29 protein-coding genes are annotated in these 25,014 nt (G+C 69.5%); 19 read left to right on the forward strand and 10 right to left on the reverse strand.

Annotated elements, in window-relative coordinates; all coding sequences use genetic code 11:
• Positions 1 to 110 precede the first annotated feature (110 nt).
• A complete protein-coding gene (locus AWC30_RS12430) occupies positions 111 to 950 on the forward strand; it encodes a type IV toxin-antitoxin system AbiEi family antitoxin (RefSeq protein ID WP_085110534.1) in 840 nt (279 codons plus the stop codon).
• Between the two features lie 120 nt (positions 951 to 1,070).
• Here AWC30_RS12430 and AWC30_RS12435 read toward each other — a convergent pair whose 3' ends face one another.
• Together AWC30_RS12435 and kstD are read right to left on the reverse strand one after the other, a co-directional pair.
• Positions 1,071 to 1,931, reverse strand: coding sequence for an enoyl-CoA hydratase ChsH3 (locus AWC30_RS12435; protein ID WP_085110535.1), 861 nt, complete (start codon positions 1,929 to 1,931; stop codon positions 1,071 to 1,073).
• A gap of 1 nt (position 1,932) precedes the next feature.
• Positions 1,933 to 3,624, reverse strand: coding sequence for a 3-oxosteroid 1-dehydrogenase (gene kstD, locus AWC30_RS12440; RefSeq protein WP_207568440.1), 1,692 nt, complete (start codon positions 3,622 to 3,624; stop codon positions 1,933 to 1,935).
• 70 nt (positions 3,625 to 3,694) lie between these two features.
• On the opposite strand from kstD, the gene AWC30_RS12445 reads away from it, so the two are divergent.
• The 7 genes from AWC30_RS12445 to AWC30_RS12475 all read left to right on the forward strand — a co-directional run bounded on the left by AWC30_RS12445 (position 3,695) and on the right by AWC30_RS12475 (position 9,200).
• A complete protein-coding gene (locus AWC30_RS12445; protein ID WP_085110537.1) occupies positions 3,695 to 4,483 on the forward strand; it encodes a 2-keto-4-pentenoate hydratase in 789 nt (262 codons plus the stop codon).
• A gap of 10 nt (positions 4,484 to 4,493) precedes the next feature.
• Positions 4,494 to 5,408: an acetaldehyde dehydrogenase (acetylating) gene (locus AWC30_RS12450; protein WP_085110538.1), complete on the forward strand. Its 915-nt coding sequence runs from the start codon at positions 4,494 to 4,496 to the stop codon at positions 5,406 to 5,408.
• Positions 5,405 to 6,439, forward strand: coding sequence for a 4-hydroxy-2-oxovalerate aldolase (dmpG, locus tag AWC30_RS12455; RefSeq protein ID WP_085110539.1), 1,035 nt, complete (start codon positions 5,405 to 5,407; stop codon positions 6,437 to 6,439). Before AWC30_RS12450 ends, dmpG begins: the two co-directional genes overlap by 4 nt.
• A 27-nt stretch (positions 6,440 to 6,466) precedes the next feature.
• Positions 6,467 to 7,240: a helix-turn-helix domain-containing protein gene (locus tag AWC30_RS12460; protein ID WP_085110540.1), complete on the forward strand. Its 774-nt coding sequence runs from the start codon at positions 6,467 to 6,469 to the stop codon at positions 7,238 to 7,240.
• A 72-nt stretch (positions 7,241 to 7,312) separates the two neighbouring features.
• The gene (locus AWC30_RS12465) at positions 7,313 to 8,275 is read left to right on the forward strand and encodes a sterol desaturase family protein (protein ID WP_085110568.1); all 963 of its coding nucleotides are present in this window, start codon (positions 7,313 to 7,315) and stop codon (positions 8,273 to 8,275) included.
• A gap of 142 nt (positions 8,276 to 8,417) precedes the next feature.
• Positions 8,418 to 8,714 (forward strand): heme-binding protein, encoded by a 297-nt coding sequence (locus tag AWC30_RS12470; RefSeq protein ID WP_085110541.1) that lies wholly within the window; start codon positions 8,418 to 8,420, stop codon positions 8,712 to 8,714.
• Positions 8,715 to 8,843: 129 nt separating this feature from the next.
• Positions 8,844 to 9,200 carry a hemophore-related protein gene (locus tag AWC30_RS12475; RefSeq protein WP_085110542.1) on the forward strand — a complete coding sequence of 119 codons (357 nt, stop codon included), beginning with the start codon at positions 8,844 to 8,846 and terminating at the stop codon, positions 9,198 to 9,200.
• A 7-nt stretch (positions 9,201 to 9,207) separates the two neighbouring features.
• On the opposite strand, the gene AWC30_RS12480 is transcribed toward AWC30_RS12475, so the two are convergent.
• Both AWC30_RS12480 and AWC30_RS12485 read right to left on the reverse strand, forming a co-directional pair.
• A complete protein-coding gene (locus AWC30_RS12480) occupies positions 9,208 to 9,906 on the reverse strand; it encodes an EthD domain-containing protein (RefSeq protein ID WP_085110543.1) in 699 nt (232 codons plus the stop codon).
• Positions 9,907 to 9,919: 13 nt separating this feature from the next.
• Entirely contained in the window at positions 9,920 to 10,819 is a 900-nt protein-coding gene (locus tag AWC30_RS12485) for an IclR family transcriptional regulator (RefSeq protein WP_109562048.1), read from the reverse strand.
• A 150-nt stretch (positions 10,820 to 10,969) separates the two neighbouring features.
• Here AWC30_RS12485 and AWC30_RS12490 point away from each other — a divergent pair, with 150 nt between their 5' ends.
• Genes AWC30_RS12490 through AWC30_RS12500 form a run of 3 tightly spaced genes read left to right on the forward strand, consistent with a single transcriptional unit; the run spans position 10,970 to position 14,029 of the window.
• The gene (locus AWC30_RS12490) at positions 10,970 to 12,097 is read left to right on the forward strand and encodes a hypothetical protein (protein WP_085110570.1); all 1,128 of its coding nucleotides are present in this window, start codon (positions 10,970 to 10,972) and stop codon (positions 12,095 to 12,097) included.
• 4 nt (positions 12,098 to 12,101) lie between these two features.
• Positions 12,102 to 12,884, forward strand: a complete 783-nt coding sequence (locus AWC30_RS12495; RefSeq protein WP_085110544.1) for an SDR family oxidoreductase — start codon at positions 12,102 to 12,104, stop codon at positions 12,882 to 12,884.
• The gene (locus tag AWC30_RS12500) at positions 12,884 to 14,029 is read left to right on the forward strand and encodes a sulfotransferase family protein (protein WP_085110545.1); all 1,146 of its coding nucleotides are present in this window, start codon (positions 12,884 to 12,886) and stop codon (positions 14,027 to 14,029) included. Before AWC30_RS12495 ends, AWC30_RS12500 begins: the two co-directional genes overlap by 1 nt.
• Before the next feature lie 19 nt (positions 14,030 to 14,048).
• Here AWC30_RS12500 and AWC30_RS12505 read toward each other — a convergent pair whose 3' ends face one another.
• Complete coding sequence (locus AWC30_RS12505) at positions 14,049 to 14,498, reverse strand: hypothetical protein (protein WP_085110546.1); 450 nt, start codon at positions 14,496 to 14,498, stop codon at positions 14,049 to 14,051.
• Between the two features lie 10 nt (positions 14,499 to 14,508).
• The gene (locus tag AWC30_RS12510) at positions 14,509 to 15,648 is read right to left on the reverse strand and encodes a 3-ketosteroid-9-alpha-monooxygenase, oxygenase component (protein WP_085110547.1); all 1,140 of its coding nucleotides are present in this window, start codon (positions 15,646 to 15,648) and stop codon (positions 14,509 to 14,511) included.
• A gap of 115 nt (positions 15,649 to 15,763) precedes the next feature.
• Here AWC30_RS12510 and AWC30_RS12515 point away from each other — a divergent pair, with 115 nt between their 5' ends.
• From AWC30_RS12515 to AWC30_RS12535, 5 genes are all read left to right on the forward strand, one after another.
• A complete protein-coding gene (locus AWC30_RS12515; protein ID WP_085110548.1) occupies positions 15,764 to 16,288 on the forward strand; it encodes a gamma carbonic anhydrase family protein in 525 nt (174 codons plus the stop codon).
• Positions 16,289 to 16,347: 59 nt separating this feature from the next.
• Entirely contained in the window at positions 16,348 to 16,575 is a 228-nt protein-coding gene (vapB, locus tag AWC30_RS12520) for a type II toxin-antitoxin system VapB family antitoxin (protein WP_085110571.1), read from the forward strand.
• Positions 16,566 to 16,973, forward strand: a complete 408-nt coding sequence (locus tag AWC30_RS12525) for a PIN domain nuclease (RefSeq protein ID WP_085110549.1) — start codon at positions 16,566 to 16,568, stop codon at positions 16,971 to 16,973. The genes vapB and AWC30_RS12525 overlap by 10 nt, the downstream gene beginning before the upstream one ends.
• Before the next feature lie 90 nt (positions 16,974 to 17,063).
• Positions 17,064 to 17,261, forward strand: a complete 198-nt coding sequence (locus AWC30_RS12530) for a hypothetical protein (RefSeq protein WP_085110550.1) — start codon at positions 17,064 to 17,066, stop codon at positions 17,259 to 17,261.
• The gene (locus AWC30_RS12535) at positions 17,258 to 17,638 is read left to right on the forward strand and encodes a type II toxin-antitoxin system death-on-curing family toxin (RefSeq protein ID WP_085110551.1); all 381 of its coding nucleotides are present in this window, start codon (positions 17,258 to 17,260) and stop codon (positions 17,636 to 17,638) included. Before AWC30_RS12530 ends, AWC30_RS12535 begins: the two co-directional genes overlap by 4 nt.
• Positions 17,639 to 17,645: 7 nt before the next feature.
• On the opposite strand, the gene AWC30_RS12540 is transcribed toward AWC30_RS12535, so the two are convergent.
• The 4 genes from AWC30_RS12540 to AWC30_RS12555 are packed head-to-tail and all read right to left on the reverse strand — an operon-like array spanning position 17,646 to position 21,773.
• Complete coding sequence (locus AWC30_RS12540) at positions 17,646 to 18,524, reverse strand: TIGR03619 family F420-dependent LLM class oxidoreductase (protein WP_234808067.1); 879 nt, start codon at positions 18,522 to 18,524, stop codon at positions 17,646 to 17,648.
• A 4-nt stretch (positions 18,525 to 18,528) separates the two neighbouring features.
• On the reverse strand, positions 18,529 to 19,704 hold the full coding sequence (locus tag AWC30_RS12545; protein ID WP_085110553.1) for a thiolase family protein: 1,176 nt from the start codon (positions 19,702 to 19,704) through the stop codon (positions 18,529 to 18,531).
• A 4-nt stretch (positions 19,705 to 19,708) separates the two neighbouring features.
• Positions 19,709 to 20,770 (reverse strand): thiolase family protein, encoded by a 1,062-nt coding sequence (locus AWC30_RS12550; protein ID WP_085110554.1) that lies wholly within the window; start codon positions 20,768 to 20,770, stop codon positions 19,709 to 19,711.
• A 13-nt stretch (positions 20,771 to 20,783) separates the two neighbouring features.
• On the reverse strand, positions 20,784 to 21,773 hold the full coding sequence (locus AWC30_RS12555; protein WP_085110555.1) for a Zn-ribbon domain-containing OB-fold protein: 990 nt from the start codon (positions 21,771 to 21,773) through the stop codon (positions 20,784 to 20,786).
• Positions 21,774 to 21,831: 58 nt separating this feature from the next.
• Between AWC30_RS12555 and AWC30_RS12560 the strand changes: the two genes are divergently transcribed.
• From AWC30_RS12560 to AWC30_RS12570, 3 genes are read left to right on the forward strand one after another with little or no spacing between them, the layout of a single operon-like run.
• On the forward strand, positions 21,832 to 22,863 hold the full coding sequence (locus AWC30_RS12560) for an LLM class F420-dependent oxidoreductase (RefSeq protein WP_085110556.1): 1,032 nt from the start codon (positions 21,832 to 21,834) through the stop codon (positions 22,861 to 22,863).
• A 9-nt stretch (positions 22,864 to 22,872) separates the two neighbouring features.
• Entirely contained in the window at positions 22,873 to 23,622 is a 750-nt protein-coding gene (locus AWC30_RS12565) for an acetoacetate decarboxylase family protein (protein ID WP_085110557.1), read from the forward strand.
• A gap of 27 nt (positions 23,623 to 23,649) precedes the next feature.
• Positions 23,650 to 24,849, forward strand: a complete 1,200-nt coding sequence (locus AWC30_RS12570) for a cytochrome P450 (protein WP_085110558.1) — start codon at positions 23,650 to 23,652, stop codon at positions 24,847 to 24,849.
• The last annotated feature ends 165 nt before the right edge of the window (positions 24,850 to 25,014 follow it).

Raw genomic sequence — 25,014 nt, forward strand, 5'->3', positions numbered from 1 at the left:
TTGCTCACGCTCGAGGCCGAACGTGAACCTACGCGCACGCCCGGCGCAGTTGTACCCAGGCGAACCGGCACTGAAGTGACGCCCCGCCACGGCGATGGGACGCTGCGGCGATGGCCGAACCATTCCTGGGCAGTGAGGCGCTGGCAGCCGGGCGGCTGACCAGGGGCCGGCTCGCCGCCGCACACACCCGCCTGTACCCGGATGTGTACCTGGCCAACGGCATCGAGGTGAACGCCGTCGACCGGGCCCGGGCGGCCTGGCTGTGGTCGCGGCGCAGTGGAGTCGTCGCCGGCTTCTCGGCAGCGGCCCTACACGGCAGCGACTGGGTCGGCGCGGACCGGCCCGCCGAACTCCTCCACGACAACCGTCGCGGACCGCCCGGCCTGCTGACCCGCGGCGACGCCCTGCACCCCGACGAGGTCGAGGAGGTCGACGGCCTGCCGGTCACCATCCCGGCACGCACCGCCGTCGACCTGGGGTGCTGGTATCCCACCGCCGAGGCGGTAGCCGGGCTCGACGCCCTGGTGCGGGCGGTGAAGGTCAACGACCTCGACGTGCGGGAGATCCTGCGCCGCTCCGGCGGCCGACGGGGCATTGCGCGTGCTCGGGTTGCGCTGGACCTCGTCGACGCGGGGGCCGAGTCACCGAAGGAGAGTTGGCTGCGCGTCCTGCTGGTCGCCGCGGGTCTACCCCGCCCGCAGACGCAGATCCCGGTCTACGACGGCTATTGGAAACCCTTCGCGGTACTCGACATGGGCTGGCCCGAGCCGAAGGTCGCCGCCGAATACGACGGCGAGCAGCATCGCACCGACCCGCGCCGGTACCGCTGGGACGCCAAACGGCACGAGCGGCTGCAGCGCTGCGGCTGGATCGTGATCCGGGTACTGGCCGGCGACCCGCCCGCCGACGTCGTCCGGCGGGTGCGCAGCGCTCTGGCCCGCCGAGCGTGAGCACAGGTACACGCTGGCGCTCGAACGTGAACCTATGCGCACGTTCGAGCGGTTGGGTGCGCACGCTCGAGCGGTCGGAGCGGGTCGCACGCTCAAGCGGGCGGGCGCGCCGCGCGGCGCTTAAGCCCGCACCAACTCCACACCGCTGAGCACCACGGCGTCGTCGCGGCCGGGTGCGGTCACGGTGGCCAGCACCGAGTCGCCCTCGGTCCACAGTTGCGCGCGCAGGGTCTCGCCGGGGAACACCACCCCGGCGAAGCGGGCACCGAAGCTGCGCACCGCGCCGGCGTCGCCGTCCAGGGCGGCATCCACGATCGCCTTGCACGTCATCCCGTAGGTGCACAGCCCGTGCAGGATCGGCTGGTCGAAGCCGGCACCGGCGGCGAACTCCGGGTCGGAGTGCAGCGGGTTGCGGTCCCCGCACAGCCGGTAGATCAGCGCCTGCTGCGGCAGCACCGGGATGTCGACCTGCAGGTCGGGGTCCCGCTCGGGCGGGCCGCCCGGCCCGGACGGGCCGCGCTCGCCGCCGAAACCGCCCTCGCCGCGGGCGAAGATCGACCGCTGCTGGGTCCACAGCAGCTTACCGTCGGTGTCGGTGACGGTGGTCTCCAGGTCCACGACCGCGGCCTTGCCCTTGTCCCACACCCCGACGATGCGGCTCACCGAGCGGGCCCGGCCCGAAGGCGGCAACGGGGCGGGCACGCTGACCCGCTCGGAGGCGTGCAGGATCTTGGCCAGGTCGATGTCGATGCCCGGCCAGCTGACCTTCGGCGGGTCGACGGCGTCGAAGGACGCGGCCACGCAGCCGAACGTCGGCAGCACCTGTGGGGTGCGGTCGACGACGTAGCTCAGCTCACGCGGGTCCATCGGGTCCGACCCGGCGCCCAGCGCCAGGTTGTAGAGCTGGACGTTGGTGGCGCTCCAGGAAAACTCCACGGCGCCGAACTCCGCGCCGAGCGCGGCGTCGAGATCGATGGGCATGTCAGTCCTTTCCGGCCGGGGAGCCAGCGATGTCCAGGGCGGCCAGGTAGCCGAACGTCATGGCCGGGCCGATGGTGCCGCCCGGCCCGGGGTAGGTGTGGCCCATCACCGGCGCGCTGACGTTGCCCGCGGCGTAGAGGCCGTCGATGACGGTGTCGTCGTCGCGCAGCGCCCGGCCGTGCACGTCGGTGCGGATACCGCCCTTGGTGCCCAGGTCGCCCGGGACCATCTTGGCCGCGTAGAACGGGCCCTGGCTGATCTCGCCGAGGTTGGGGTTGGGCTTGTTGGTCGGGTCGCCGTAGTAGCGGTCGTAGACGCTCTCACCGCGGTGGAAGTCCTCGTCGACGCCGGAGCGGGCGAAGCCGTTGAACCGCTGCACGGTCTCGTTGAGCTGCTCGGCGGGCAGGCCGGTCTTGGCGGCCAGCTCATCGATGGTGTCGGCGGTGACGATCACCCCGGACTCCAGCCACTTGCGGGGCAGCCGCTGGCCCGGGTTCAGCCCGGCGAAGATGTAGCGGTCCCGGTAGCGCTGGTCGAACACCAGCCAGGCCGGGATGTTCTCGCCCGGGCCGGGCCCCTGGCCGTACTCCCCGCCGTACATGTGGTGGACGGCCTCCACGTAGGGCATCGACTCGTTCATGAACCGCTTGCCGGCCATGTTGACGATGATCGAGCCCGGTGAGTTGCGCTCGCTCAGCGCGAACCACGGCGCGTCGGCCAGCGGGACCGTCGGGCCCCACCAGGCGTCCTCCATGACGTCCAGGGCGGCGCCGAGTTTCTCCCCGGCCAGGATGCCGTCGCCGGTGTTGGCCTTGGCGCCGACGGTCCACTCGGTGGTGATCGGGGCGCGCTGGTATTTCACCCGCATCTCTTCGTTGTGCTCGAAGCCACCGCAGGCCAGGATCACCCCGCGGCGGGCCCGGATCAGCTCCGGCTCGCCGGCGTCGACGGTGGTGTCGCGGACGTACACCCCGCGCACCGCGCCGTCCTCGACCAGCAGGTCGGTCAGCGCGGTGTTGAGCCGCACCGGCACCCCGGCCTGCTGCAGACCGATGCGCAGCGGCGCGATCAGCGCGCGGCCCATGCCGACCAGGTTCTTGCCGGTGGCCTGCGCCCACATGGTGCGCGCGCCGACCTTCAGGCTGCGCAGCACCCCGCGCGGGTGGCGCTTGAGCTGGTTGAGCCGCACGTAGTCCTGCTGCATCACCACCACGTTGAGCGGCACCTTGCCGTACGCCGGCTCCAGGCCGGCCTCGTCGGCGCCGAGCTTCTTGGCGTTGAACGGCTTGGGCTCGATGGAGCGCCCGGTCGGCTTGCCGCCGGGAGCCTCCGGGTAGTAGTCGGCGTAGCCGGGCACCCAGCACATCTTCAGCGGCGAGTGCTTGAGCACGAACGACAGCATCTCCGGGCCGCGCTGCAGGTAGGTGTCGATCTTCTCGGCCGGCACCACGTCGCCGATGATCTCGTGCAGATAGGTGCGGGCCGCTTCCGGGGTGTCCTTGACGCCCGCTCGCTTGAGGACTTCGTTGTTCGGGATCCACACTCCGCCACCGGATCGGGCGGTCGATCCGCCGAAGTGGGGCGCCTTCTCGACGACGATGGTGGAAAGTCCCTGGTGGGCTGCGGTCAGGGCGGCAACCAGGCCTGCGCCCCCGCTGCCGACCACAACGACGTCGTACTCCTGACTAGTCATGTAGAACACGTTATAGAATTGCGGTAGCCAGGCGCTACTTGCCCGGCCGCAACCACGAGGAGACGCCTGAATGCTCAGCGCCGCGATCCGCGACGAACTCGCCGCCGACCTGGCCCGGGCCGAAGACAGCCGTGTCGCGATCGGACCGCTCACCGACGCCCACCCCGACATCGACGTGGTGGACGCCTACGAGATCCAGCTGATCAACATCCGCAGGCAGGTCGCCGGCGGCGCCCGGGTGATCGGGCACAAGGTCGGGCTGTCCAGCGAGGCCATGCAGCAGATGATGGGCGTCGACGAACCCGACTACGGTCACCTGCTCGACACGATGGCGGTGTCGGAGGACGTCCCGGTGGCCGCGGGCCGCTACCTGTATCCGCGGATCGAGGTGGAGGTGGCCTTCATCCTCGCCGCCGACCTGCCCGGCGCGGACTGCACCGAGGACGACGTCCTGGCCGCCACCGAGGCGTTCGCCCCGGCGATCGAGCTGATCGACTCCCGCATCGCGGACTGGAAGATCAAACTCTGCGACACCATCGCCGACAACGCCTCCTCGGCCGGCTGGGTGCTGGGCACCGAGCGGGTGGCCCCCGCCGACATCGACATCAAGAGCATCGACGCCGTGCTCAAACGCAACGGCGAGGTGGTCGCCGAGGGGCGCAGCGACGCCGTACTGGGCAACCCGGTCACCGCGGTCGCCTGGCTGGCCCGCAAGGTGGAGAGTTTCGGGGTGCGACTGAAGGCCGGCGACATCGTGTTGCCCGGCACCGCCACCCGGGCGATCGACGCGCACCCGGGTGATCAATTCGTGGCGGATTTCGCCGGGCTCGGCTCGGTCCGTCTGAGTTTCGAGAAGTAGGGAGAAGACAATGCCGCAGAAGGCGTCCGTCGCGATCGTCGGATCGGGCAACATCAGCACCGATCTGCTCTACAAGCTGCTGCGGTCGGAGTGGCTGGAGCCGCGCTGGATGGTCGGTATCGACCCGAACAGCGAGGGGCTCGCCCGCGCCCGCAAACTCGGGCTGGAGACCACCCACGAGGGCGTGGACTGGCTGCTGGCCCAGGATGAGAAGCCGGACCTGGTGTTCGAGGCGACCAGCGCCTACGTGCACCGCGACGCGGCGCCCCGGTACGAGGAGGCGGGCATCCGGGCCATCGACCTCACCCCGGCGGCGGTGGGGCCCGCGGTCATCCCGCCGGCCAACCTGCATGAGCACCTCGACGCCCCCAACATCAACATGATCACCTGCGGTGGGCAGGCCACCATCCCGATCGTCTACGCGGTCTCGCGGGTGGTGAAGGTGCCCTACGCCGAGATCGTGGCGAGCGTTTCGAGTGTCTCGGCGGGCCCGGGCACCCGGGCCAACATCGACGAGTTCACCAAGACCACCTCGCGGGGCGTGGAGACCATCGGGGGAGCGGACCGCGGTAAGGCGATCATCATCCTGAACCCGGCCGATCCGCCGATGATCATGCGCGACACCATCTTCTGCGCCATCCCCGAGGACGCCGACCGGGACGCGATCACCCAGTCCATCCACGACGTGGTGTCCTACGTGCAGACCTACGTGCCCGGCTACCGGCTGCTCAACGAGCCGCAGTTCGACGAGCCGTCGATCAACTCCGGCGGCCAGGCGCTGGTCACCACCTTCGTCGAGGTGGAGGGTGCGGGCGACTACCTGCCGCCCTACGCCGGGAACCTGGACATCATGACCGCCGCGGCCACCAAGGTCGGCGAGGAGATCGCCAAGGAGATGGCGAGCGTGGCAGGAGGCAGTAAATGACCGACAACATCTTCGACATCCGCATCACCGACACGTCGCTGCGGGACGGCTCGCACCACAAGCGCCACCAGTTCGACCAGGATGAGGTGCGCGCGATCGTCTCGGCGCTCGACGCCGCGGGCGTGCCGGTCATCGAGGTCACCCACGGCGACGGGCTCGGCGGGTCCAGCTTCAACTACGGCTTCTCCAAGGTGCCCGACCAGGAGCTGATCAAGCTGGCCGCGGAGACCGTGCGCGACGCGCGGATCGCGTTTCTGATGCTGCCCGGCGTGGGCACCGTCGACGACATCAAGCAGGCCCAGGCCAACGGCGGCTCGATCTGCCGGATCGCCACCCACTGCACCGAGGCCGACGTGTCGGTGCAGCACTTCGGCAAGGCCCGCGAGATGGGGCTGGAGACCGTCGGTTTCCTGATGATGGCGCACACCCTGCCGCCGGAGAAGCTGGCCGCCCAGGCGCGGATCATGGCCGACGCCGGCTGCCAGTGCGTCTACGTCGTCGACTCGGCCGGGGCGCTGGTGCTCGCCGACGTCCGCGACCGGGTGGCGGCGCTGGTCGCCGAGCTCGGTGACGACGCGCAGGTCGGTTTCCACGGCCACGAGAACCTCGGGCTGGGCGTGGCCAACTCGGTGGAGGCGGTTTACGCCGGCGCCAAGCAGATCGACGGGTCGGTGCGCCGGTTCGGCGCCGGGGCGGGCAACGCCCCGGTCGAGGCGCTGATCGGGGTGTTCGACAAGATCGGCGTCAAGACCGGCATCGACTTCTTCGACATCGCCGACGCCGCCGAGGACGTGGTGCGCCCGGCCATGCCCGCCGAGTGCGTGCTGGACCGCAACGCGCTGATCATGGGCTACTCCGGGGTGTACTCCAGCTTCCTCAAGCACGCGGTGCGCCAGGGCGAGCGCTACGGGGTGCCCGCCCACGAGCTGCTGCACCGGGCCGGTCAACGCAAGCTCATCGGCGGCCAGGAGGACCAGCTCATCGACATCGCGCTGGAGATCCAGCGGGAGCAGGCCGGCCAGAAGGGCTGACGCCCGGTCTGTGAGATCGTCTCACAGATGGACGCCGACCCCGCTCCCGCGACGCCCTGGTCCGGCGCGCTCGCGGTGACTGAAGGCGCCTGGTGTTACGTCGGTGCGTTGTCGGATGCGCGGCGCCACTACCACGTGGCGACTCAGATCGTGTGCGCCCGTTCGGGTCTCTTCGAACTCTCCGACGGACAGGGCCGTTCACTCGTGACGTCGGCGGCAGTCATCGCCTCCGGGCGTGAACATTCCATCCGTGTAGTGGACGACGTTGTCGATGCAACCCTGGTGTTTCTCGACCCCGCGGCACCCGCCCGCTCGGCGGTCGCCGGGCTCCTCGACTCCGGCGACGATGTGCGGCAGTGGGCGGCCGCAGGTGCGGTGCTCGGTGACATCGTGGGCCCTGCGGTTCATGATCCGGCCATGCTGCTCGATCGGATCCGGAAACCGGCGGACGAACAGGGTCCACTCGGTCGAGACGGCTGGCATCCCGGCGTGCGTGCGGCGGTCGAGTTGATCGCTCAAACATTGCCCGGCACCGTGCGATTGTCCTCGATCGCCCGGGCCGTCTCGCTGTCGCCGGGGCGGCTGAGCCGCCTGTTCAACGAGCAGGTGGGCCAGTCCGTCCCCACCTATGTCCGATGGGTGCGGCTGCGGTTGGCGGTCGAATCGTTGCAGTGCGGTGCGTCGCTGACCGATGCCGCGCACGCGGCCGGATTCACCGACAGCGCCCACGCCAATCGCGTCTGTCACGAGATGTTCGGGTTGTCGCCCAGCGAGGCGAGCCGGAACCTGGTCTGGGCCTAGTCGACCCACGTTCGGCGAAGACGACCGATCTGTACAAGCGCGACCGGCCGTGTGTGCGCGACTGTGATCGGCATGTGGAAATACCTAATTCGCTACGGTTACGTCCCTTTCATGCTCGTCGGCGTCAACGGCGCGGCCGCCCTGTTGGCCGCGCGCGGGTCGGCATCCTGGTTGGTCGTCGTGATCGTGTTGGCGGTCGGATGCTCGTTTTTCGCCGAGCGCATCCTCCCGTACCGCCCCGAGTGGAACACGGCGTTGGATGATGCGGGCCGTGACGCCGCCCATGCCGTGGTCAACGAAACCTTCATCGTGGCCAGCGTCGCGGTCATCCCGTTATTAGCTGCGGTGACACCGTTTCACCGCTGGTGGCCTGCCTCGCTGCCGTTCGCCGTGCAGCTGCTGATCGCGGTGCTGGTGGCCGACTTCGGCATCACCACCGTTCACCTGGCCAGCCACAAGATCGGCTGGTTGTGGCGGTTACACGCGGCGCATCACAGCATCCGGCGATGCTACGGCCTCAACGGTTTGATGAAGCATCCGCTCCACCAAACCCTGGAGATGGTTGGCGGCGTGCTTCCCCTGATCCTCATGGGTATTCCGGTGCAGGTCGCTTCGGCGCTTGCGGTCTGTGTCGCGGTACAGCTGCTTCTCCAGCATGCCAATGTCGACTATCGGGTCGGACGGTTGCGCTCGATCCTCGCCCTCAACGAGGGCCACCGGTTTCACCACCTGAAGTGGGCTGGCGTCGGTGACGTCAACTTCGGGCTGTTCACCTTGCTCTGGGACCACCTGTATCGCACGTATTCGTACGATCCGAAGCGCCAATTCACGACCGACGATCTCGGTATGGCGGCAAAGCCCAACTATCCGACGGCGTATCTGCGTCAACTGGCCGAACCGTTCACCGCCCGCGGAGACTGCCATTTCGTCGACACGGACGCCGGCGAAGCCTTCCGCCGGACGACCGGCCGCGGCCCCGGGGCGGCCGCCAGCCCCGCCTCGGGTCGCAGACCGGACGCCGGGGTGCGCCGATGAGCGGGTTGCCGGCCGGTACGGTCGCGGCGATCGGCGGGGTCGGCCCCAGACGGGGCCGCGCCGGCCCGCCCCCTTCGCCACGCGGTGTCTGCATCCAGGCGTACGTTGGAACGTGGTCCGCCGACACGAAGGGAGCCCCCCGATGACCGCACTTCCCGGTGGCTCCGGACGGCGACTTCGCGCCGGGATCGCTCTGGTCGGAATCGCCGTCGCGCTGGTGGGCGGATCGCCGGTGGCCGCCGCCGACCCGCAGCAGTGCGACACCACGGTGGGACAGTCCGTCGACGCCTACCTGCAGCGCCACCCGGACATCAAGCAGGAACTCGCCGACAAGGGCCGGGCCGAATCACCCGGGTCCCCCGATCCGGTGCTCAGCTACCTCCAGCGGCACCCGCACGTGCGGCAGGCGCTGGTCACCTTGTCCCAGCAGTGCGCCTGAGCCGCGGGCGAGCCGCCCCGCGAGGCCGGAAATTTTCAGGATTCGCTCAGCGAAACCGCGCTTAGGCTCGTTCCATCCCGTTGCGGAGGCCCCGAGGACGGCCCCGCGCCCCGACGGAAGGACGACACCATGATTCTCACCGCTGAGCTGCGCCGGGTGCTCGCCGGCGCGGTGGTGGCCGCGCCGCTGCTGCTGGCGGTGCCGGTCGCGCACGCCGCCCCGGCGGACCCGTGCAACCCGGCCGTGGTGCGCACCGTGGCCGACGGCATCAACGGCTACCTGGCCCGCCACCCCGACGTCAATCAGTCGCTGATCGACATCAACAACGAGCCGCCCGGACAGGTCAGCGAGGGCTACCACGGCTACTTCGACGCCCACCCGGACGTGGCCGCCGAACTGCGGGCGCTGCGCACCCCGCTGCACGATCTGCAGTGCGTCAACACCGCGCTGCCACCCCAGGTGGTCAACGCGCTCAAGGCGCTCTGAGCCCCGGTCAGCTGAACGGACTGCGGAGCAGGTAGCGGCTGGTCGGCACGGTGTCGATGTCGGTGTCCGCCCCGAACCGGGTGATGGAGGCCAGCATGCGGCCCAGCCGCTCCTGCAGCTCGGCGTCGTCGGCGGCGCCGTACCAGGCCAGCGGGTCGGTGGCGGCGGCCGCGGGGAACAGTTCCTCGACGATCCCGTCCACGGCGGGCGCGTCGGCGGTCAGGGCACGGACGACGGTGTTCTGGGTGTAGCCGAAGGTGGCCTGGGTGGCCAGCGCCACCGGGGTGTGCTCGACCTGCCAGCGGTGCAGCCAGGTCCGTCGGTCGAGGTCGGCCGGCCGGCGCAGTAGCGCCACGTTGGCGAGCCCGGGGGTGCGTTGTCCGGCACCGGGATCCGGCGGTGGCAACGGCGTCGATTCGGTCACCAGGTACGCCGCCACCGCATCGGCCTCACCGCGCAGGAGTTCGACGATCGCCCGCACCTGCTCGCCGTAGCACTGCCGGGTCCACACCGTCACCACCGCGGTCACCGGCGGATCCAGCGTGGTCAGCTGCAAGGCGGTCTCGGCAACCGCGTCGTCGCGCACGTTGACCGTGAGGCCCGGCGGGTCCGTTCCCAGCAGTTCGCGAGCGACCGGGCCGCGCAGCCGCTCGCACCACGATTCGTCGGAGTCGTTGCGGCGCAGCAGGATGAGCACCTTCTCCATCCGGAATCCTCCCTCAGTCGAACGCCGGCTTGCGTCCGCCGAGCCGGCCGGTGAGCACGTCGGCGGCGGCGGTGAGCCGACGCGCCCGCTTGGTGATCTCGGCGTCGGTGAGGGCCGCGCCGATCTGCAGGGACAGCACCATCACCTGCCGCTGATGGTGGTCGTAGACCGGCGCGGCGATCACGCTGATGTCGTGACGGCCGCGGCCGGGGTGCTCGTCGCGCAGGTACACCCGTTCGCCGATGTCGGCGACCAGTTCGGGTAGTAACGCCGCCAGTTCGTCGGGCAGGCTGTCGGACATCCCGGCCATCAGCCCGTAGAGGCGCCGCCCGGCCGGGGTGAGGCGTTCGACGAGGTAGCCGGTGGCGCGGCACTGCGCGATCACCCGGTCCAACCGGTCGCCGTCGGTGGTCAGCGGCATGGTCGGTTCGCGGGCCAGCCAGCCGCGCAGCGCATCGTCGTCCCAGAGTACGAACATCAGCCCGACCGGCGGCGCGAACGGGTAGCTCTGCCCGACCGGGACCGGCGGCGTGGTGCCCGGCGGTGACACCAGTTCCAGCAGGGTGATGCGGTCGTCGATGACGGCGGCGAGCGCGGCGGTGGTGTCGAACGCCGCGGACAGGTCGCGCAGTTCCGCGCGGGCGGCGGGGCTCACCCGCATGGACTCCTGGGCGGCGTGCCCGAGTGCGATCAGGGCGGGCCCGAGCCGGTAGCTCTTGTCCTCGGGGCCGCGCACCAGCAGGCCGGCGCCGGTCAGGGTGGTCACGATGCCCAGGCAGGTGGGCTTGCTCAGCTCGGTGCGGCGGGCCAACTCCGACAGCCCGAACCCCTCGTGCGGGTGGCGGGCCAGGAAGTCGAGCACCGCGACCACCCGGGCCGCAGGCGGCGACGAGCGGCCCGCCGGCGAAGTCATGTCAATAATGTACCAGTTCGGCACGTTAATGAACCGCTGGGTTGACGGCGGCGGGCCGCGCGGCCTAGTCTCCGGGAAGATAATCTACCGCTGAGGTTCAATAATGAACCGCTGTCGCGGTGGCTGCGGCGACCCGCTGGAGGTGCGGTGCTGTTCTCCCAACCGTTGGCCGACGCGATCGCCGAGGCAGAGCGCCTGGTCGTGCAGGCCCCGCACATCGAGACCGACGACGACCTGGTCGAAGGCCTGCAGTACCTCGCCCAGGGCATCGCGGCCTGCACCCACACCACCTTCCATCATGAGCGCGAACACCCCTTCCTGCTCTCGGGCACCGGACCGTTCACCAAGATGGGCCTGGACAACCCCGACACCCTCTACTTCGGGGCCCGGCTGCGGGGCGGGCACGAATACGTCGTGACCGGCAGGCGCGGCACCACCACCGACCTGAGCTTCCAGCTGCTGGGCGGGGAGTACACCGACGACCACGTCCCGGTCAGCCAGGCGGCCTTCGACGACCGCGAACTCGACGTCGACGCCGACGGCGGATTCGAATGGCGGATCACCCCGGACGGGCCGGGTCAGCTGGTGATCCGGGAGGTCTACAACGACTGGTCGGCCCAGCGCGGCACGCTGGCCATCGCCCGCACCGACACCGCAGGCACCGCGCCGGCACCGCCCACCCGGGAACTGATCGAAAAGCGCTACGCGGTCGCCGGCGCCCAACTTGTCAACCGGGTCAAGACCTGGCTGGCGTTCCCGCAGTGGTTCTACCTCGATCTGGAGCCCAACACCATGACCGCCCCGCGGCTCACCCCCGGCGGGCTGGCCACCCAGTACTCCTCGGTGGGGCACTTCGATCTGGCCCCGCACCAGGCGCTGGTCATCACGGTGCCCGCCGGTGACGCGCCCTACCTCGGCTTCCAGTTGGGCAGCATGTGGTACATCTCGCTGGACTACATCAACCACCAGACCTCGCTGAACGGCACTCAGGCGCAGGTGGATCCGGACGGCAACATCCGTGTCGTGGTCTCCGCGCAGAACCCCGGGATCACCAACTGGGTGGAGACCCTGGGGCGCCGCCGCGGCTTCCTCCAGTTCCGCTGGCAGCGGCTCTCCCGCCCGCTCACCGAAGCCGACGGCCCGCAGGTGCGGTTGGTCGACATCGACTCGGTGGCCGAAGCGCTGCCGCACCACACGACGAACCGGATCTCCGAAACCGCCTGGCGCGCACGGATCGCGCTGCGCCAGCAACAGATCGCCAACCGGATGCTGGGGTGAACAGATGAGTGGGCTGCTGGACGGCAAGGTTGTGGTGATCAGCGGGGTCGGTCCCGCGCTCGGCACTACGCTGGCCCGCCGCTGCGCGCAAGACGGCGCCGACCTGGTGCTGGCCGCGCGCACCGCCGAACGACTCGAGGAGGTCGCCGCCCTGGTGCGCGAGACCGACAGGCGCGCCCTGGCGGTGCCGACCGACATCACCGACGACGCAGCCGTCGACGATCTGGTCGCCGCCGCGCAGCAGACCTACGGGCGGGTGGACGTGCTGATCAACAACGCGTTCCGGGTGCCGTCGATGAAACCGTTGGGCCAGACCACCTTCGAGCACATCCGCGATGCCATCGAGCTCAGCGTGCTCGGCACGCTGCGGCTCACCCAGGCCTTCGCCCCGGCGCTCGCCGAGGCCAACGGCTCGGTGGTCAACGTCAACTCGATGGTGATCCGGCACTCCCAGCCCAAATACGGCGCCTACAAGATGGCCAAGTCCGCGTTGCTGGCGATGTCGCAGTCGCTGGCCTCCGAGCTGGGGCCGGCCGGAATCCGGGTGAACTCCGTTGCCCCCGGGTACATCTGGGGTACAACGCTGCAGGGCTACTTCGCCCACCAGGCCGGCAAGTACAACATGACCGTGGACCAGATCTACGACGCCACCGCCGCCAACTCCGACCTGAAACGCCTGCCCACCGAGGACGAGGTTGCCTCGGCGATCCTGTTTCTGGCCAGCGACCTGGCCAGCGGCATCACCGGGCACACCCTCGACGTCAACTGTGGGGAGTACAAATCCTGATGAGCGCACGCACCGATGTCGGAACCGTCGAGGACCTGCACGCCTCGGCCACCAAGATGGTCGGCCTCGACGATTTCGGTCCCGACGAGGACAACCACCGCCGGGCCCTGGCCGTGTTGCTGGAGTCCTACCGCGACGAAGCCGGCCTGACCGAGCTGGGCAGCAAGATGTCCCGGTTCTTCCTGCGCGGCGCCCTGGTGGCGCGGCTGTTGTCCGAGGCGTCCTGGAAGCAGCACCCGCAGTACGCCGACGTGACCATCGAGCGGCCGATCTTCGTCACCGGGCTGCCCCGCACCGGTACCACCGCGCTGCACCGGCTGCTGGGCGCCGACCCCGGCCACCAGGGCCTGCAGATGTGGCTCCCGGAGTTCCCGCAGCCGCGCCCGCCACGGGACACCTGGGAGACCAACCCGGTCTTCCGGCAGTTGCAGGACGGGTTCGCCCGCCACCACGAGGAGAACCCCGGCTACACCGGGCTGCACTTCATGACCGCCGATGAGCTCGAGGAGTGCTGGCAGTTGCTGCGCCAGTCGCTGCACTCGGTGTCCTACGAAACCCTGGCCCATGTGCCCGGTTACGCGGCCTGGCTGGCGGAGCAGGACTGGACTCCGTCCTACCGGCGGCACCGTCGCAACCTGCAGCTGATCGGGCTCAACGACGTCGGCAAGCGCTGGGTGCTGAAGAACCCGAGCCACCTGTTCGCCCTCGACGCGCTGTTCGAGGTGTACCCCGACGCGCTGGTGATCCAGTGTCACCGGCCGGCCGAGACGATCATGGCCTCGATGTGCTCGCTGGCCCAGCACACCACCGCGGGCTGGTCGCACCGGTTCGTCGGCGAACAGATCGGCCGCGACGCGCTGGAGACCTGGTCGCGCGGGCTGGAGAGGTTCAACACCGTTCGGGCACAGCAGAACCCGAAGCAGTTCTACGACGTCGACTACTTCGACTTCACCGCTGACCCGATCGGCACGATGCAGGACATCTACCGGCACTTCGACCTGACGTTGACCGACGAGGCGCTGACGGCGATGCGCGAGCACCACGACGCGAGCAAGCGGGGCCCGCGCGCCCCGAAGCACAGTTACGCGCTGGCCGACTACGGGCTGACCGCCGAGCAGGTCCGGGAACGCTTCGCCGGGCTGTGAGCCGGGCGTCCGCGCGCGCCTACTCCTCCGACCGGGTCTCCAACACCCCTTCTGCGACGGCGTGGTTGATGCTGTCATGGAGCCGCGGACAGGCCGGCGCCCGGCTGGGATCGCCGCCCTCGGCACGTAATTCGGCGAAGTAGGCGCACTGGTCGGTGGCGCGGGAATTCCACTGCACCGCGGTGTAGCCGGTGTCGTACTTCTTGACCTCGACCGTGGTGTGGCAGAAGCGGCAGGCTACCTCGGTCAGGCCCTCGTTGAGGTAGCGCTCCCGGTCGCGGCGGCTGGCCTCGGCGATCGCGGCGGCGCGCTGCGGGTCGTCGGCGAAACTCGGTGCCTTCGCCCAGGTTCCGGCACCGGGACCGCTGTCGCCGTGCGCGTGGTCGTGGTCGTCGTCGTGCGCGCCGTAGAGGAACAGCATGGACTGCGCCACCTGCTCGACGCTGGGCCGCCGGCCCTCGCTGCTCATGCGCGAAACCTCACGAACCCTGCTCGGCCTTTTCCTTCTGCTCGGCCTGCGCTTCGATGTTGGCGTCGATCTCGGCCTGCCAGTTGCGGTTCGCCGCGGTGGGGTCGATCTCGATTTCGAACCGGTCGGTCATCTCCGGGGTGACGTCGGCGGCGTCGACGTAGAACTGCGAGTACCACCGGCGCAGCTGGTAGACCGCCCCGTCCTCCTCGACCAGCAGCGGGTTGTCGATGCGGGTCTTGTGCTTCCAGATCTCCACGTCCTGCAGGAAGCCCTTGGAGACTCCCTCGGTCATCGCATCGGCCAGTTTGTCGGTGGTCTTCTCATCCAGCCCCTTGGGCTTCTGCACGATGACCCCCCACTGCAGCACGAACTTGTCCTGGCTGATCGGGTAGTGGCAGTTGATCAGGATCGACTCGGCCTTGAACTCGCCGTAGCTGTTGTGCAGCCAGTTGATCATGAACGACGGACCGAAGTAGGACGCCTCGGAGTCCAGCTTGGTGTCGCCGTAGGCGGTGCCCATGTCGGTGATGTCGGCGCGGCCGACGTTGTGCAGGTACTGCGAGGCGATGTGGCCCTCGAAGACGTTCTTGAAGTAGGTCGGCATCCCGTAGTGGATGTAGAAGAAGTGCGCGAAGTCGGTGACGTTGTCGATGATGTCGCGGCAGTTGGAGTTGATCTCCATCGAGTTCCACCGCCAGTCGGTCCACTCGTCGCTGGTGGCCTCCGGGATCTCGGGGATCCGGACCTCCGGCTGCGGCGGGTTGTTCTCGTGGTCGTGCCAGACGAACAGCAGGCCGCCGCGCTCATCGGTCGGCCAGGACCGGGTGCGCGCGGCCTTGGGGGTGCGCTTGGAGTAGGGCACCAGCTTGCAGCGGCCGTCCCCGCCCCAGCGCCAGTCGTGGAACGGGCAGGCCACCTCGTCGCCCTTGATGGTGCCCTGGGTGAGGTCGCCGCCCATGTGCCGGCAGTAGCCGTCGAGGATGTGCAGCGCGCCCTGGGAGTCGGCGAAGACCACCAGTTTGCGGCCGAAGGCGTGCAGGGCGTGCGGTTTGCCGTCCCGGAAACTGTCGGCCACCCCCACGCAGTGCCATCCTCGGGCGTACCGGTCCGGCAGCGTCCCGGTGTCGATCTCGCGGACCTCGCTCATGTCGCCTGCTACCTCCACTCGCTGGTTACTAGAACACGTTACTGTTTTGTCCGGGTGTTGTGCAATATGTCCCGGTCAACCGCGGTGGGCGCGGCACTGCGATATATCTGGCTGTATGCCGTTGTTCTCCTTCGAGGGTAAGAGCCCCACCGTGGCCGCTGACGCGTTCGTCGCCCCGACCGCCACCCTGATCGGCGATGTCACGATCGAGGCCGGCGCCTCGGTCTGGTTCAACGCCGTGCTGCGCGGCGATGACGCCCCCATCTACGTGCGCGCCGGCGCCAACGTGCAGGACGGCGCGGTGCTGCACGGTGTGCCCGGCGCTGCGGTGGAGATCGGATCCGACGCCACCGTCGCGCACCTGTGCCTGGTGCACGGCGCCCGGATCGGTGCGCAGGCCCTGATCGGCAACCAGGCCACCGTGCTCGACGGCGCGGTGATCGGTGCGGGCAGCCTCGTCGCCGCCGGGGCGCTGGTGCTGGCCGGCACCCAGATCCCCGAGGGTGTGCTGGCCGTCGGCGCCCCGGCGAAGGTCAAGGGCCCGTTGGCCGGCACCGGCGCGCAACTGTGGGTGCAGGCCAACCCGCCGCATTACCGCGACTTGGCGGAGCGGTACCGGGCGGGGCTGGGGGAGGTGTAGCCGCTTTTGATGGCGCCCTCGCACCGGTGCGATATCGTAAATATCAGGAGGTGGACGCGGTGGCGGACGTGTTGATCAGGGGATTGTCGAAGGCTGCGGTGGCGCAGATCGACGCGGCCGCGGCGGCCCGTGGGTTATCGCGGCAGGAGTATCTGCGCCGCCGGTTCGAAGCGGAGCGCCGGCGAGGGCGGGGCGATGAAAAGGTCGCCCGCGAAGATCTGCAGCGCGCTGCGGCGGCAGCAGCCGATCTCGATGACCCGAGCGTGATGGACGCCGCGTGGCGGTGACTGTCTGGCTGGTCGACAAGTCGGCCTACACCCGTCTCGCGACCTCACTGGACGCCGAGATGTGGATGGAGCGCATCGACCGCGGCCTGCTCCGGCTGAGCACCGTCACTCGACTGGAGATCGGTTACTCATTTCGCACGGCGGCACAGGCGCACGCGGAGGCCACCTCGCCACCGCTGTCGTTGATGCCGATCGAGTACGTCACGCCAGCGGCCGAGGACCGCGCCGTCGAGATTCAACTGCTGCTGGCTGACCGTGGCCAGCACCGAGGGCCGGGTATCCCGGACCTACTGGTCGCTGCAACCGCCGAACTGGCCGGTCTGACCGTTCTGCACGTCGACAAGGACTTCGAAACGATCGCCGCCCTCACCGGCCAGCGGGTCGAACGGTTGGCCTGAACGCCGGTGGTGCACACGAAACGGTATTTCCTTACCTGCAGACGATCCCCGCTGGTACCTTCTTGGTACCAACTGTCTTAGGGGTGGGTCATGCCGGCTCTCAACGTCGAGTTCACCGACGAGGAACTCGCGGCGGTGCGTGCTGCCGCCGGCAGTGCCGGCACCTCGATGCGAGCGTTCGCCAAACAGGCGATCCTCGACACCGCTCACGACCGTGCCGGCAGGGTGCGGGCGCTGGCGCACGAGATCGCCGAGCGTTCGGCTGAGTTGAACAAGCGCCTGGCGTGATCGATCTGCCCACCCGCGACGAGATCCTCTTCGCCGCCGAGTGCGCCTGTGGCTTCCGGCCGTTGGTGCGTGACCCGGGCTTGTTCGAGTCGTGCCTGATGCGTCCGGCCGCCACCGTGTTCGGCACCGACGCCTATCCGGCTGTCTGGGACAAGGCCGCCGCGTTGCTGCACTCGTTGACCACCACCCAGTCGTTGGCCGATGGGAACAAACGCACCGGGTGGGCGGCTTGCTGGCTGCTGCTCGGGCTGAACGGTCATCGGCTGTCGGCGAACCTGGACGTGGACGCCGCCGAGGGCTTCATGCTCGACATCGCCGCCAACAAGCTGTCCTGGGAGCAGATCGCCGCTCGGTTGCCGGAGTTCGCGCAGCGGTGACGTCGAACTAGTCCTGCCAGCCGGAGTGGATGAAGGTCTCCGCGAACCGCTTCATGGCGTCCTGCTTGTCGGCCAGCGGCGCGCCGAAGCCGTGCCCGTAGAGCAGCCACGGCACCACGATGTTGTCGGTGACCCCGGCCTCAGCCAGCTCACGGTGCCCGTCGACGTCGAACTTGTCCACGCAGACGGCCTGGAACTCGAACGGCAGGTCGGTGCGGCCGTATTCGGTGCGCAGTTCGTTGATCCGGGTGATGGTCTCGGCCAGCTGCGCGCACGTCATCATCGCCGACGTCCAGCCGTCCCCGACCCGGGCGGCCCGCTTGAGCGCGGGCTCGGTGTGTCCGCCGACGTAGAACGGCACCGGCTCGGTGGGCGCCGGGCTCATCTGCAGCCGGTCGAAGTCGAAGAACTCGCCGTGGAATTCCACCATCCCGCCGGCCAGCACCAGCTTGATGACCTCGATCATTTCATCGACCCGGGCACCGCGGCGGGCGTAGGGCACGCCGCACCACTCGAATTCTTCCGGCGCCCAGCCGATTCCGACGCCCAGCCCGAATCGGTTACCGGTCAGGTTCGCCACCGAGCCGACCTGTCGGGCCAGTAGCAGCGGATTGCGCGACCCCAGTTTGAGCACATTGGTGTAGAACCGCAGCGTCGAGGTGACCGCCCCCATCGCGGCGGTGGCGATCAGCGGGTCCACCCACGGGGTGTTCTCGTCCCACATCCGCGACCCGTCGGGGGTATAGGGATAGTCGGCGGCCGCCTTCTCCATGAAGAACAGCGAATCCGGCAGCGCGATCGCGTCGAAGCCGACCTCCTCGGCGGTGCGCGCCAGCTCGGTCAGCTGGTCGATCGGCCCCATCGCGATGCTGCAGGTGTATTTCACGGTGTCACCCCTCCGGCTTGTCGGACGCCACGACCCACATCGAGTAGTACTGCGAGCCGCCACCGTAGGCATGCCCCAGCGCTTTACGCGCATCGGGCACCTGGTGGTCACCGGCCTTGCCCATCACCTGGATGGCTGCCTCGGCGAAACGGATCATCCCCGACGCCCCGATCGGGTTGGAGGACAGCACCCCGCCGGACGGGTTGACCGGCAGCCGCCCGCCGATCGCGGTCTCGCCCGCATCGGTGAGCTTCCAACCCTCGCCTTCGGGTACGAACCCGAGGTTCTCCAGCCACATCGGCTCGAACCAGGAGAACGGCACGTAGATCTCGGCGGCGTCGATCTCGTCCAGCGGGTCGGTGATCCCGGCGTCGCGCCACAGCGCCTCCGCGGCGTCGCGACCGGCCTGCGGGCTGACCTGGTCGCGCCCGGCGTAGGCCAGCGGCTCGGTGCGCAACGCGGTCGCATGGATCCAGGCCACCGGCTCACCGGCGGCCACCCGCGCCTCGGCGGCGGCTTCGTCGCCGATCACCACCGCGCACGCCCCGTCGGAGGACGGGCAGGTCTCGTCGTAGCGGATCGGATCCCACAGCATCTGCGAGTCCATCACCTTCTCCACGGTGATATCCGGCTGGTGCAGGTGCGCCAGCGGGTTCTTGGCCCCGTTGAGCCGATCTTTGACCACCACCTTCGCCCCGATGTGATCCGGGGCGCCGGAGCGGCGGATGTAGGCCCGCACGTGCGGGGCGAAGTAGCCGCCGGCGCCGGCCCCGACCGGTTTGGTGAACGGCACCGGGATCGACAGCCCCCACATGGCGTTGGACTCCGACTGCTTCTCCCAGGCCATCGCCAGCACCCGGCGGTACTTGCCGGACTGGACCAGGCTGGCCGCCACGATCGCGGTGGACCCGCCCACCGACCCGGCGGTGTGCACCCGGATCAGCGGTTTGCCGGTGGCGCCCACAGCATCTGCCATGAACAGCTCCGGCATCATCGAGCCCTCGAAGAAGTCCGGCGCCTTGCCGACCACCACCGCGTCGATGTCGGCGAACGTCGACCCGGAGTCGGCCAGCGCCCGGTCGATGGCCTCGCGCACCAGGCCGTTCATCGACACGTCGTGACGCGCCTTGGTGTATTTGGTCTGTCCGGTGCCCAGCACCGCGGCCAGCTGTTTGCCCATGGCTCTAGCGCCCTTCCATCACGGCGACGAGGTTCTGTTGCAGCACGGGCCCGCTGGTGGCGTGGGCCAGCACCCGCGACGCCTGGCCGGCGAAGATGTGCCGGGCGGCGAAGCCGATGCGCTCGAGCCCGGCGGAGAACATCGGGTTGGCGGTCAGTGCGCCCCCGGACGGGTTGACCGTCGCCGAGGCGGGCAGCCCGATCGCCTCGGTCAGGATCAGCTGCTGGTGGGAGAACGGGGCGTGCAACTCGGCGATCTCGATCGAGCCGGGGTCGCCGCCGGTGGCGGTGGCCGCCGACGCCGCGGTCGACGCCGAGGTGGTCAGGTCCCGCGCACCGAGCACCGGGGTCTCGATGCGGTGTTCGAACCCGGTGAGCCAGGCCGGGCGCTCCCGCAGTTCGCGGGCCCGATCGCCGGCGGCCAGCACGATCGCCGAGGCGCCGTCGGTGATCGGGGCGATGTCGTGGCGGCGCAGCGGGTCGGCGTAGAACGGCCGGTCGAGCAACTCCTCGATGCTCGATGCGCCGTCCACCGAGTCAACCCGCTCGGCGCGCGCGAACGAGTCCAGCGCCACCTGCGCCATCTGCTCGGCGGTGAAGGTCCCGGCGTCCAGCCCGGCGCGGGCCTGCAGCCCGGCCAGCGAGATCGAGTCCGGCCACAGCGGCGCCACCGTGTAGGGGTCGGTCTGCAGGGCCAGCACCCGGCGCAGCATCCCGGCCGAGGACTTGCCGAACCCGTAGACCAGCGCGGTGTCCACCTGGCCGGTCAGGATCTTGATGTAGGCCTCATACAACGCCCAGGCCGCGTCCATCTCCACGTGCGACTCGTTGATGGGCGGCACCGCCCCGATCGAGTCGATCGCCGAGATGAACGAGAACGCCCGCCCGGCCAGGTAATCCGACGACCCCGAACACCAGAAGCCGATGTCGGCCTTGGTGATGCCCAGCTCGTCGTAGAGGGCGGCGAAACACGGCATCAGCTGTTCGACGCCGTTGGTGGTGCCATCGGTGCGGCGCTCATGCGGAGCGTGGGCGAAGCCCACCACCGCGACATCGCGGGTACTCATCGGCAGCTTCCCCTCACAGGTGATGTTTGTAGGTGTCGTAGTCGGCGTCCGGCTCCCCGGTCGGCCGGAAGTACTCGATGTTCTCCATGCCGTAGGTCCACTGCTCACGCGGCAGCCAGACCGCCTGCACCCGCATCCCCATCCGCACCTCGTGGGCGTCGACCTCGGCGACCAGGGTCAAAAACGGGATGTCGGCGCCGTCGAGCAGCACGTAGGCGGCCACATACGGCGGTTTGATGCTCTGCCCGGCGAACGGGATGTTGATGATCGCGAACGTGGTGATGGTGCCGGTGTCGGCCACCTCGACCAGTTCGGTGGTGCGCCTGCCGGTGGCCGGGTCGGCTTCCCGAGCGGGGAAGTAGACCTTGCCGGTGGCGCCGTCGCGCGCACCGAGCAGCGTGCCCTCCTTGAGGGCCCGCAGGTATTCGCTCTCGGTGGGGGAGGCGGTGTGGTCGATCTGCAGCGCGATCGGGGTGATCACCATGCTCACCGGGTCGGCTTCGCTGGGCGGGCCGGTCGGCTCCGCCTCGTCGCCGAGCGCGAAGTGGGCGATGTCGGTGATGGCGCCGATCGGCTCGTCGACCCAGTGCGCGTACACCCGGGCGCCGGTCGTGATCTGCTCCGGGCTGCCGGCGTCCACCGCGTGCAGCAGCGCGGTGTCGGCGCCGTCGAGGCGGATCAGCGCCCAGGCGAACGGGCGGTCCAGCGGCTGGCCCTCGACCGGTTCGGATTGCCAGGTCCAGGACACCACGGTGCCGACCGAGGCCACCGGTACGATCTCGCTCAGCGGTTCGTAGCTGACCGGGTCGTATTCGGCGGCGGGCACCAACACCCGGCCGTCGGAACCGCGCACCCCGAGGATGCGGCGTTCGCGCAACGCGGTGAAGAACGCGCCCAGGGTCGGCCCCACCGAACGGGTGTAGTCGAACGACAGTTTCAACGGCGCGGAAAGAGGCGGCTCATGCGGATCGATCTGCACCGGGCGGCTATGGCTCGCAGTCACGGCAACGAGTAGAACAGGTTCTAACAACGGTGGCAAGCAACGGTCGGAAGGCGGTCTAATGAAGCTGGGTCTGCAACTGGGGTACTGGGGCGCTCAACCCCCGGACAACACCGCCGAGTTGGTCGCCGCCGCCGAGGAGGCCGGCTTCGACACCGTCTTCACCGCGGAGGCGTGGGGGTCGGACGCCTACACCCCGCTGGCGTGGTGGGGCGCGGCCACCACCCGGATGCGGCTGGGCACCTCGGTGGTCCAGCTGTCGGCGCGCACCCCCACCGCGTGCGCGATGGCATCGCTGACACTCGACCACCTCTCCGGCGGCCGCCACATCCTGGGCCTGGGTGTCTCCGGGCCGCAGGTCGTGGAGGGCTGGTACGGGCAGCGCTTCCCCAAGCCGCTGGCCCGCACCCGCGAGTACGTCGACATCCTCCGCCAGGTGTGGGCGCGGGAGGCGCCGGTGGCCAGCCCCGGCCCGCACTACCCGCTGCCGCTGACCGGGGAGGGCACCACCGGGCTGGGCAAGACCCTCAAACCGATCACCCACCCGCTGCGCGCCGACATCCCGATCATGCTGGGTGCGGAGGGGCCGAAGAACATCGCGCTGGCCGCCGAGATCGCCGACGGCTGGCTGCCGATCTTCTACACCCCGCGGCTGGCCGACATGTACAACGAGTGGCTCGATGAGGGCTTCGCCCGCCCCGGCGCACGTCGCACCCGCGAGGACTTCGAGATCTGCGCGACCGCCCAGGTCGTCATCACCCACGACCGCGCCGCCGCGTTCGCCGGGATCAAGCCCTACCTGGCGCTCTACATGGGCGGCATGGGCGCCGAGGACACGAACTTCCACGCCGACGTCTACCGCCGGATGGGCTACTCGGAGGTGGTCGACGAGGTCACCGCCCTGTTCCGCAGCGACCGCAAGGACCAGGCGGCTGACGTCATCCCCGACGAACTGGTCGACGACGCGGTGATCGTCGGCGACATCGGTTATGTGCGTGAGCAGATCAAGGTCTGGGAGGCCGCCGGGGTGACGATGATGGTGGTGACCGCGCGCAGCGCCGACCAGGTCCGGGAGCTGGCCACCCTGATCTAGATTGGGGACATGAGCTCCACCACCCCCTCGCCGCCCTCCACCTACCGGATCGCCGACACCGTGCTGACCATGCCGGTGCGGATCCGTCGGGCCGACACCCACGTCGCCGTCTTCTCGGTCGCCGCGCCGAACGCCCAGCGGCTCATCGACTACAGCGGGTTGACGGTCTGCCAGCACCGGCCGGGCCGGGCGCTGGCGATGCTGATGCTGGTCCGCTACCACGACGGTGACCTCGGCCAGTACCACGAGTTCGGCACCGCGGTGATGGTCAACCCGCCCGGCCGCACCGGCCGTGGGCCGCTCGCGCTGCGCTCGGCGGCGGCCTTCATCCACCACCTGCCGGTGAACCAGAGCTTCACGCTGGCGGCCGGCCGCCAGATCTGGGGCTTCCCGAAGATCATGGCCGATTTCACCGTCCGGGAACGGCCGAAGTTCGACTTCGAGGTAAGCGAGGACGGCCGGCTGATCGCCGGGATCGAATTCGGCGCCGGCCTGCCGGTCCCCTCCCGGCTGACCAACCGCCCGCAGGTGCTGACCACCTACAGCCACGCCGACGGCGTCACCCGTGAAATCCCTTGGGAGATGCGCAATTCCGGTATGCGATTCCGGTTGGGTGGGGCGCGGCTGCGGCTCGGCGACCACCCCTACGCGGTCGAACTGACCGCACTGGGTTTGCCGAAACGTGCCCTGGTCACCCAATCGTCTGCCAATGTCGAGATGACGTTCGGCGATGCCCGGGAAGTGCCGCCGGCGAACTGACTCCCCAGTGAGGAAGGTCCGGTAGCGATGACCACCACCGTGCCCGACATCGACCTGACCGACGGCACGGGGTACGCGGACGGTTCGGTGCGCGCGGCATACGGCTGGATGCGGGCCAACCAGCCGGTGTTCCGGGATCGCAAGGGGCTGGCGGCGGCGTCGACCTACGAGGCGGTGATCGAGGCCGAACGGACCCCGGAGGTGTTCTCCAACGCCGGCGGGATCCGGCCGGGCATCCCCGCGCTGCCGCACATGATCGACATGGACGACCCCGAGCACCTGATGCGGCGCAAGCTGGTCAACGCCGGGTTCACCCGCAAGCAGGTGCACGCCGAGCGGCCGCCGATCGCCGACCTGTGCGACACGCTCATCGACGCCGTCTGCGAACGTGGCGAGTGCGACTTCGTCCGCGATATCGCCGCGCCGCTGCCGATGGCGGTGATCGGCGACATGCTCGGGGTGGCGCCGCAGGACCGCGGCACCCTGCTGAAGTGGTCCGACGACCTGGTGTGCGCGCTGTCCTCGACGGTGGAGGAGGCGGACTGGCAGGCCTCGATCGACGCGAACCTGGCCTACACCGAGTTCACCATGAAGACGATCGCCGAGCGGCGGGCCAACCCGACCGACGACCTGACCAGCGTGTTGGTGCACGCCGAGGTCGACGGGGACCGCCACACCGACGAGCAGATCGTCTCCGAGACGCTGCTGATCCTCATCGGCGGGGACGAGACCACCCGGCACACCCTGTCCGGCGGGGTCGAAGCCCTGCTGCGCAACCGCGACCAGTGGGACCGGCTGCGCGGTGATCTGGACCTGATGCCGTCGGCCATCGAGGAGATGCTGCGCTGGACCACGCCGGTGAAGAACATGGCCCGCACCCTCACCCGCGACATCGAGTACCACGGCACCGAGTTGCACGAGGGCGAGAAGATCCTGCTGCTGTTCGAGTCCGCCAACTTCGACGAGGCCGTCTTCACCGAGCCGGAACGCTTCGACATCACCCGCGACCCCAACAGTCACCTGGCGTTCGGCTTCGGTACCCACTTCTGTCTGGGCAACCAGCTGGCCCGCCTGGAGCTGGCGATGATGACCCACCGGGTGCTGCAGCGGCTGCCGGATCTGCGGTTGGCCTCCGATGACCCGCTGCCGCTGCGGCGGGCCAACTTCGTCGTCGGCCCCGAGGCGATGCCGGTGGTGTTCACCCCCACCGCGCCGGTGCTGCGGTAGCCGGCCCCGCTCGTTCCCTCCGATCGCCCGGCTCTCTTCGAGCGCCCCTGCCTCACGCCGCCCGCCCCTGCCTCACGCCGAGCGTGCACCTACTGCGAAAAACTCGCAGGGAGTGCACGTTCGGCACGATGGGGGTGCGATGGGGGTGCGATGGGGGGCGATGCG

The sequence above is a fragment of the Mycolicibacillus trivialis genome (assembly GCF_002102395.1).
Classification (GTDB): domain Bacteria; phylum Actinomycetota; class Actinomycetes; order Mycobacteriales; family Mycobacteriaceae; genus Mycobacterium; species Mycobacterium triviale.

Excerpts from the sequence above, each read along its gene's own strand:
- AWC30_RS12435 (WP_085110535.1), bottom strand. The coding sequence starts at position 1,931 with ATGCCCATCGATCTCGACGCCGCGCTCGGCGCGGAGTTCGGCGCCGTG.
- AWC30_RS12480 (WP_085110543.1), bottom strand. The coding sequence starts at position 9,906 with ATGGAGAAGGTGCTCATCCTGCTGCGCCGCAACGACTCCGACGAATCG.
- AWC30_RS12430 (WP_085110534.1), top strand. The coding sequence starts at position 111 with ATGGCCGAACCATTCCTGGGCAGTGAGGCGCTGGCAGCCGGGCGGCTG.
- AWC30_RS12505 (WP_085110546.1), bottom strand. The coding sequence starts at position 14,498 with ATGAGCAGCGAGGGCCGGCGGCCCAGCGTCGAGCAGGTGGCGCAGTCC.
- AWC30_RS12445 (WP_085110537.1), top strand. The coding sequence starts at position 3,695 with ATGCTCAGCGCCGCGATCCGCGACGAACTCGCCGCCGACCTGGCCCGG.
- AWC30_RS12515 (WP_085110548.1), top strand. The coding sequence starts at position 15,764 with ATGCCGTTGTTCTCCTTCGAGGGTAAGAGCCCCACCGTGGCCGCTGAC.
- AWC30_RS12465 (WP_085110568.1), top strand. The coding sequence starts at position 7,313 with ATGTGGAAATACCTAATTCGCTACGGTTACGTCCCTTTCATGCTCGTC.
- AWC30_RS12545 (WP_085110553.1), bottom strand. The coding sequence starts at position 19,704 with ATGGGCAAACAGCTGGCCGCGGTGCTGGGCACCGGACAGACCAAATAC.
- AWC30_RS12570 (WP_085110558.1), top strand. The coding sequence starts at position 23,650 with ATGACCACCACCGTGCCCGACATCGACCTGACCGACGGCACGGGGTAC.
- dmpG (WP_085110539.1), top strand. The coding sequence starts at position 5,405 with ATGACCGACAACATCTTCGACATCCGCATCACCGACACGTCGCTGCGG.
- AWC30_RS12565 (WP_085110557.1), top strand. The coding sequence starts at position 22,873 with ATGAGCTCCACCACCCCCTCGCCGCCCTCCACCTACCGGATCGCCGAC.
- AWC30_RS12560 (WP_085110556.1), top strand. The coding sequence starts at position 21,832 with ATGAAGCTGGGTCTGCAACTGGGGTACTGGGGCGCTCAACCCCCGGAC.
- AWC30_RS12475 (WP_085110542.1), top strand. The coding sequence starts at position 8,844 with ATGATTCTCACCGCTGAGCTGCGCCGGGTGCTCGCCGGCGCGGTGGTG.
- AWC30_RS12550 (WP_085110554.1), bottom strand. The coding sequence starts at position 20,770 with ATGAGTACCCGCGATGTCGCGGTGGTGGGCTTCGCCCACGCTCCGCAT.
- AWC30_RS12485 (WP_109562048.1), bottom strand. The coding sequence starts at position 10,819 with ATGACTTCGCCGGCGGGCCGCTCGTCGCCGCCTGCGGCCCGGGTGGTC.
- AWC30_RS12510 (WP_085110547.1), bottom strand. The coding sequence starts at position 15,648 with ATGAGCGAGGTCCGCGAGATCGACACCGGGACGCTGCCGGACCGGTAC.
- AWC30_RS12450 (WP_085110538.1), top strand. The coding sequence starts at position 4,494 with ATGCCGCAGAAGGCGTCCGTCGCGATCGTCGGATCGGGCAACATCAGC.
- AWC30_RS12495 (WP_085110544.1), top strand. The coding sequence starts at position 12,102 with ATGAGTGGGCTGCTGGACGGCAAGGTTGTGGTGATCAGCGGGGTCGGT.
- AWC30_RS12530 (WP_085110550.1), top strand. The coding sequence starts at position 17,064 with ATGCCGGCTCTCAACGTCGAGTTCACCGACGAGGAACTCGCGGCGGTG.
- AWC30_RS12500 (WP_085110545.1), top strand. The coding sequence starts at position 12,884 with ATGAGCGCACGCACCGATGTCGGAACCGTCGAGGACCTGCACGCCTCG.
- AWC30_RS12460 (WP_085110540.1), top strand. The coding sequence starts at position 6,467 with ATGGACGCCGACCCCGCTCCCGCGACGCCCTGGTCCGGCGCGCTCGCG.
- kstD (WP_207568440.1), bottom strand. The coding sequence starts at position 3,624 with ATGACTAGTCAGGAGTACGACGTCGTTGTGGTCGGCAGCGGGGGCGCA.
- AWC30_RS12470 (WP_085110541.1), top strand. The coding sequence starts at position 8,418 with ATGACCGCACTTCCCGGTGGCTCCGGACGGCGACTTCGCGCCGGGATC.